The sequence below is a fragment of the Wolbachia pipientis genome, from assembly GCF_023661085.1.
Taxonomy (GTDB): Bacteria; Pseudomonadota; Alphaproteobacteria; order Rickettsiales; family Anaplasmataceae; genus Wolbachia.
In genome coordinates, this window is the sequence record NZ_JAHDJT010000066.1 from 1 (window position 1) to 7,115 (window position 7,115).

5 protein-coding genes are annotated in these 7,115 nt (G+C 37.0%); 4 read left to right on the forward strand and 1 reads right to left on the reverse strand.

Annotation, left to right across the window (positions count from 1 at the left end):
* Positions 1 to 269: 269 nt before the first annotated feature.
* Complete coding sequence (locus DM84_RS03730) at positions 270 to 1,718, reverse strand: AAA family ATPase (protein ID WP_250778399.1); 1,449 nt, start codon at positions 1,716 to 1,718, stop codon at positions 270 to 272.
* A 142-nt stretch (positions 1,719 to 1,860) separates the two neighbouring features.
* On the opposite strand from DM84_RS03730, the gene DM84_RS03735 reads away from it, so the two are divergent.
* From DM84_RS03735 to DM84_RS03750, 4 genes are all read left to right on the forward strand, one after another.
* Positions 1,861 to 2,484 (forward strand): murein hydrolase activator EnvC family protein, encoded by a 624-nt coding sequence (locus DM84_RS03735; RefSeq protein WP_250778400.1) that lies wholly within the window; start codon positions 1,861 to 1,863, stop codon positions 2,482 to 2,484.
* Between the two features lie 12 nt (positions 2,485 to 2,496).
* On the forward strand, positions 2,497 to 5,040 hold the full coding sequence (gene leuS / locus DM84_RS03740) for a leucine--tRNA ligase (protein WP_250778401.1): 2,544 nt from the start codon (positions 2,497 to 2,499) through the stop codon (positions 5,038 to 5,040).
* 99 nt (positions 5,041 to 5,139) lie between these two features.
* A complete protein-coding gene (locus DM84_RS03745) occupies positions 5,140 to 5,847 on the forward strand; it encodes a hypothetical protein (protein WP_250778402.1) in 708 nt (235 codons plus the stop codon).
* Positions 5,848 to 6,044: 197 nt separating this feature from the next.
* Positions 6,045 to 6,986, forward strand: a complete 942-nt coding sequence (locus tag DM84_RS03750) for a hypothetical protein (RefSeq protein WP_250778403.1) — start codon at positions 6,045 to 6,047, stop codon at positions 6,984 to 6,986.
* Positions 6,987 to 7,115 lie beyond the last annotated feature (129 nt).

The window sequence follows — 7,115 nt, forward strand, 5'->3', positions numbered from 1 at the left end:
AAACTAAGCGTCAGTAAATTATTATAGCGCCAATTTAAAGTATTATAGAGTCAAAACTCGCCACTCGGGGTTTCTTTGCCTTTTTCTCGTTTGGTAAATTTCTTAAACATTTATTGCTAAAGTGGCATCCTAGCCCCAGTGTCAGCTACTTGGATGATAGGAGGAGGGGTACTTGGATGACAAGAAGAGAGCACTGGAATGACAGGAGGAGGACTACTTGAATAACAGGAGAAGGAGTGCTGGGGTTACACACTGGCAAAACGGTACCTTTAATTTGTTCTATTACCATTGGTATTACAATTCAACAACTCTCCAAAATCAATTATGTTTGCAAAGTAGTCACTATCTATAACGTCATCACTTACACCATTAACGTGAATGAGAACTGGACGGCATGAAAAGCCTTTTGGACGGTTTAGTGTATCTATTTTCGTTTGTACTTCCTGGATTATTGAACGACCAATTTTATTCTTTGAAAATTTGATTTCGCAAATGTAGAGAGTGTTGAACCTTGTTTGAATCATATAATCAATTTGACAACCAGCACTATTACGCGTTCCCTTCTGAAAAAATGGATTTTCGCTTACTATTCCATCAATTCCCAAGATATTATGTATACTTTTTCTATTGTTGAGCACCAAATTTTCAAACTGAAGTCCGATGATTGTATGCCACTCCGGTAGAGATGCGAGCAATCCCGTGGGGTAGGTGTTGCGATTAATTTTTCCTAGATTTTTTTCAATATATTTTAGATAAAACCTTAAATAGTTATCTTGAAGTCTATACCTTCTCAGTCGCGAATCAATACCCGTTTTTATATTCCAAGTGTGATCCTTTGCAATAAAACCAGCAAGCTCGAGCTCATATAGATATTCGGAAATGCGTCCATGTCTCGCAATGTCTAAAGCAGCACAAATTTCTTCCTGCTCTTTAGCTCCAGTAGAAAGAGCTCTAACTATTTGCTTATAAAAAACTGTTTTTCGCATGAATAAATCTGAAAATATTTGGTCAAATTCCTCAACTAAAAACCCGCCTTTCGAGAAACCAGGCTTTTTGATATTTTCTTCAGCACTGTGTTTAAAATTTACCTCTTCTAAATATTTTGGAATTCCGCCGGTTATTGCGAGTACCTTAAATTTTTCATATGCTGAAATATTTTTTGGCCAGAATCTATTACAGTCAAAAAGTGCTAATTCCCCAAGTGTCAAAGTCAATGATATTCTTCCCACAAAACCAGTGCTACTGAGTATGTTTTTTTCGATCCAAGATAATGCAGATCCACACACAACAAAAATTAACTTGTTGTTATTTTTTAGCTGTGTATCCCAAAAATTCTTTATTTTGCCCAAAAAAGTTGGATCTTTTGAGCCCATCCAAGAAATCTCATCAAATAGCAGTAATATTTTCCCTGATAGTAGACGCTCGCCAACTGCCCATAGTAAATCGCTCCAGTCATCATACCTAGCAAAAGACGTATTAAATTGCCTAGCAATTTGCCTAGAAAATTCATTAAGTTGGTGAGATATTGTAGTATGCTTTTCTGGTGGCAAACCTATAAATGAATAATATTGCTCGAAATGCTTACCAAACTCTTGAATTAATCGACTCTTTCCTATACGACGCCTTCCTTTGACTACTGCAAAGGATGCGGTATTTTTTTCTTTAAGCTCCAGTAATTGCTTTAACTCAGCTTGCCTACCAATAAATGATGGAGACATAAAACACGAAATATAAATCTTTGTCTCCATTATGTGTGATAAAATTGGAGACATAAACAAATAAACAGAAAAAATAACATAAAAATCTTTTTATCTTCAAAAGTATGCTATTTAATATAGTTTAAATCATCTAAATAGATTTATGTGGCGTATAGCCTCATTCTTTATATTATCGGCAATACTAGTAAGCTGCGGCCTGCAAAAACCTGCACCTGTGCTGCTTAAAGGTGAAGAGTTTTATGGGAAAAGAGACCTAGAATATACAAGGGAATATCATTTAATTAGAGAGGATGTTGACCCTTCAATAAAAAAAGAAAATAGAAAAGCCGTCGTAGATAAGGTACATAGAGATAACAATAAAGCGCAAAATGTGGAAATTAATGGGGTAAATTGTAAGTTTGTAATGCCAGTTAAAGGTACTATTATTTCAACTGCCTCCTCTGATGAAGTATGCAAAGATGGAGTAAAAATTGCTGCTCAAGGCGGAACGAATGTGGTTGCTTCTGCACCTGGTGAAGTGATATATGTAGGCAAAGGGCTGAGGTGGTATGGAAATTTAATTATAGTAGAACACAAAGATAATTATGTGACTGTGTACTCCTATTTAAAAAACATATACGTTGAAATTGGTGATAAAGTAAAACAGGGTCAAGTAATTGGATCTGCAGGTAAGTCAAGTACGCAGGATAAAGATCCGCAGATGTGCTTTACAATACGGCATAACGGTCAAGCGGTTGATCCTTTGAAGCATATGAACTGTAATTGAATTTGGATTTATATGAAATATGATTTTAAAAACGTTGAAAAATTTTATCAAGATAAGTGGAATTTCTCTGTAAGCGAAAGTAGCAAACAAGAGAAATGTTACGTATTGGAGATGTTTCCATATCCATCCGGTAAAATTCACATGGGACACCTGCGCAACTATGCAATAGGAGATGTAATATCACGTTACAAGAGAGCTTGCGGATTTGAGGTTTTGCACCCAATTGGCTGGGATGCGTTTGGGTTACCCGCTGAAAATGCAGCAAGGGACAACAACATTAATCCTGCGGCATGGACAAAAGAGAATGTAAATAATATGCATGCGCAGCTTAGATCTATAGGTCTTTCTTATAATTGGGAGCGTGAACTTTCTACATGTGAACCTGACTATTACAAACACGAACAAAAATTTTTCCTAGATTTTTTAAAACACGGACTTGCCTATCGAAAAGAGTCGTGGGTTAACTGGGATCCAGTCGACCAGACAGTGCTTGCAAATGAACAAGTAGTCGACGGAAAAGGATGGCGGTCAGGTGCCGTTGTTGAAAAACGTAAGTTATCCCAATGGTTTTTAAAGATTACTGATTTTGCTGAAGATTTACTCAAGTGCTTGCAAGATTTAAAAAATTGGCCAGAAAAAGTCAAAACAATGCAAGAGCGCTGGATAGGAAAATCCGAAGGGGTGACTATAGAGTTTGAAATAGTTGGCCTAAATAAGAAACTAAAGATTTTTACAACTTCTCCTCATACTTTGTTTGGAGCTTCTTTTCTTGCGGTAGCAGCAGAGCACCCTATTGTGCAGGATATCATGCTTTCAGATGCTCCTGAAGTTTTGTCATCCCAGTGCTTCGACACTGGGATCCAGCAAAAAGATGAATGGATTCCAGCGTCACGCGCTGGAATGACAATTGATGATATAAAACCAAAGGGGGAAAATGACGAAAAATTTGGAATTTACACTGGATTGAACGTCAAACACCCATTTCTTGACAAGGAATTGCCACTTTATATAGCGAATTTTGTATTGATGGAGTATGGAGAAGGTGCAATTTTTGGATGCCCTGCACATGATCAGCGTGACTTTGAATTTGCACAGAAGTATAATTTGCCAATTATTCCTGTAATTCGTGAAGAGGGTGCACAAGCCACAGAGACCTTAAAAGAAGTATACACCGGCGATGGGATAATGTTTAACTCTGAGTTTTTAAACGGATTGACGGTCAGCAAAGCAAAGAAAGTAACCGTTAAAAAGCTCGAAGAAAAAGGAATAGGCAAAAAAACGATAAACTATCGCTTACATGATTGGGGAATTTCAAGGCAACGTTATTGGGGATGCCCTATACCTATTATATATTGTAAAGATTGTGGTACTGTGCCAGTGCTGGAAAAAGACCTTCCTGTAGTTCTGCCAACGGATGTGGAATGTAAAAGTGGTGGTAATCCACTTGATAAACACCCAACATGGAAATTCGTTGATTGCCCAAAATGTGGAAAGCAAGCAGAGCGTGAAACTGATACATTTGACACCTTTTTTGAATCTTCCTGGTATTTTGCTGCATTTTGTAGTGAAAATAAATCTATCAATAAGGATGCGTGTAATCGTTTTATGCCTGTAGATTATTATATAGGTGGAATAGAACATGCGATCTTGCACCTGCTTTACTCGCGATTTTTTTGCCGTGCTTTGACCAAGTGTGGTTACCTTGATATTAAGGAACCTTTCTCCACTTTGATCACTCAAGGAATGGTTTGCCATGTAACTTACAAAGATGAGAATGGTAAATGGCTTTTTCCTGAAGAAGCAAAGGAATTGATGGCACAAGGTGCTGAGGTTCAAGTTGGAAAAGTTGAGAAGATGAGCAAATCAAAAAAAAATACAGTTGACCCAAATTTTATCATAGAAAAGTACGGTGCTGATACTGCTCGCTTGTTTGTCTTATCTGACACTCCTCCAGAGAAAGATATGGAATGGTCTGATGATGGCGTAGAAGGTTGTTCTCGCTATATAAATAAATTGTGGCGTATGGTAATGCAGCTAAGACCTGTGACTACAAGCTATGATAATGAAAATGTTACGGGTCAACTTCTAGAATACAGAAAAAAAATACATAAGCTCTTGCACGGACTTACAGATGACTTGGAAAGTTGCAGATTAAACTGTGTAGTGGCAAAGTTCCGTGAAATGACAAATTTAATAGCTGAAATAGATGTGAAAGATGGAAAATCTCTTATTGATGAAGGTATATGTATACTAATCAGAGTAATTGAGCCATTTATACCACACCTGGCTGAAAACTTATGGCAAGAAATAGGAGGCGAAGGTATGCTATATCTAAGGCCTTGGCCACAAGCTGTCAAGTCACTGCTAATTGATGACATGGTGACTGTGGCAGTTCAGATCAATGGAAAATTGCGTGCAACAATCGAGGTGGCAGTTGACTTATCTCAAGAAGAATTAAAGAAAGTAGCAATAGACTCTATGTCCAACAGGATCGATCAAAGCAAAGTTCGCGCTATATATGCTGTGCCAAATAAGATAGTAAACATAGTTATATAAAAATCTAAGTAGCGATCCTTAATTTTATAGTTATACCTTTTTTAATATAAAAGTTATATACTTGTGCATTATATATATTTTTTTTGTATGAGGAGTTATATGAAAATGAAGAGATTATGTGCCTTAGCTGTATTACTCACCTCATCTTTAGCGAGTGTAGCGGGTGATGTAGCGGCTAATTTAGAAGGTCAGTATTACGCAGGTTTAAACTTCGGTGCCGGCTGGGGCGGCGGCTTTATAGTGAAACCTAGCATTGTTTTTGGTTACCATCATGATAAAAACTCTAAATTTGAACTTGAAGTTCTCAGCAATATTCAGTCATTGAAGAGCATAGGCGCTAGCTTATTGGCAAACTACCGTTTTTATCCTGACCTTGATATCGATCCTGTTAAGCTATACGTTAGTGGAGGTTTGGGTGGATACCTCCAGATAGTACCTTTTGGCTTTGGTGGTGGAACTCGAACTGATGAAGATGATAAAACTACCACTACTACAAGTGGTGACGGAACTACCACTACTACAAGTGATGATGAAACTACCACTACTACTACAACCGATAGTACAAGCGGCGCTATAGTAGATAGCACTACTCCGGGTGTTTATGGTACAGAGTCCCCTGGTCAATCTTTAGTAGACAAAATACTAGGTTCTATTTCTTATAAACTGAAGGTTGGTGTTGATTATGAATTTACTCCACAGATAATTGGCGCAGTTGGTATTACCATGGGCGGTCAGCTAAGTAATTTTAAACCACCGATACAAATACCAGATGCAGTTTTGGAGTTAGGAGTTCGGTATAATTTTTAATGTCTAGGCTGAGTTTTATCTTTAAGTGTTATATGGAATGTCATATTTAAGTGTAATCTAAAAAATACATTACCATGAATAAATTATACTCGGGATAAAAAATTTATCACCAGCAAACAGAATTGTTGAGATGCTTATTCCCTCTTAATCCAACCTGTTTTGAAGAAGGACAAACACAGTATGGGGTCCATGTGGAGATGAAGAAATTATTTGCTTTTGCCATATTGCTTACTTCATCTTTAGCAGGTGTAGCAAAGGATGCAACTGATTTAGAAGATAAATACTACACAGGTTTAAACTTTGGTGCTGGGTGGGATGATGGCTTTAAAATGAAGCCTGGAGTTGTTTTTGGTTATCATTATAACAAAAAATCCAAGTTCGAACTTGAGGTTCTAAGTGAGATTCGGTCACTACAGAACATAGGAGCTGCTCTGCTAGCAAATTACCGTTATTATCCTAATCCTGATACTAATCCAGTGAAACTTTATGTTGGTGTAGGCTTAGGAGGATATCTCCAAATCGTACCTTTTGGTAGCAGTAAAGGTCTTAAAGATCTAGCAATGGAAGAGCCACGAAAAATGAGAAGTATTCTTGGTGATGTGTTTGATTTTGTTGGAGATTTAGTTGTAGGAACAAAAAAAAGAGAAAAAAAGGATACAAAAAAGCCATCGGTAAAAGAAAAGTCAAAACCGCCAGCAAAAGACAAAACAAAACCATCGGTGAAAGAAAAACCAACTCCTACAGCAAAAGATAAATTGAAACCACCAGTAGAGGACGAACCAAAACCGCCGACGGAAGAAGAACCAAAACTACCTGTGGAAGAAAAACCAAAACCTACAGCTGAAGAAGAACCAAAACTACTGGTGAAAGACGAAATAAAACCTTCAGTAAAAAACGAGATAACACCTCCATTGACAAGAGAAATAACAACTACAGTAGCAGATGAGAGAAAAATATTACCTCTAATAGACAAAATACTGGGTTCTATTTCCTATAAACTAAAGGTTGGTGTTGATTATGAAATTACTCCACAGATAGTTGGTACAGTTGGTATTACCGTAGGCGGGCAACTAAGTGGTTTAAAAGCATTAAAAATGCCAGATGCAACTTTAAAGGTAGGAATTCGTTATAATTTTTAGATATATTTTTGGTATTTGTATAGAAAAGAGATTGAAAATGCACTTCTTGCATAACTAAACTAAGCAGAAAAAAGGCAAAAGAAACCCCGAGTAGCTAGTTATTCACTATCTATCTTATGATATTGGCGT

Bases quoted from the DNA above. Each gene is read 5' to 3' on its own strand.
- leuS (WP_250778401.1), top strand. From the start codon at position 2,497: ATGAAATATGATTTTAAAAACGTTGAAAAATTTTATCAAGATAAGTGG.
- DM84_RS03735 (WP_250778400.1), top strand. From the start codon at position 1,861: ATGTGGCGTATAGCCTCATTCTTTATATTATCGGCAATACTAGTAAGC.
- DM84_RS03750 (WP_250778403.1), top strand. From the start codon at position 6,045: ATGAAGAAATTATTTGCTTTTGCCATATTGCTTACTTCATCTTTAGCA.
- DM84_RS03730 (WP_250778399.1), bottom strand. From the start codon at position 1,718: ATGTCTCCATCATTTATTGGTAGGCAAGCTGAGTTAAAGCAATTACTG.
- DM84_RS03745 (WP_250778402.1), top strand. From the start codon at position 5,140: ATGAAAATGAAGAGATTATGTGCCTTAGCTGTATTACTCACCTCATCT.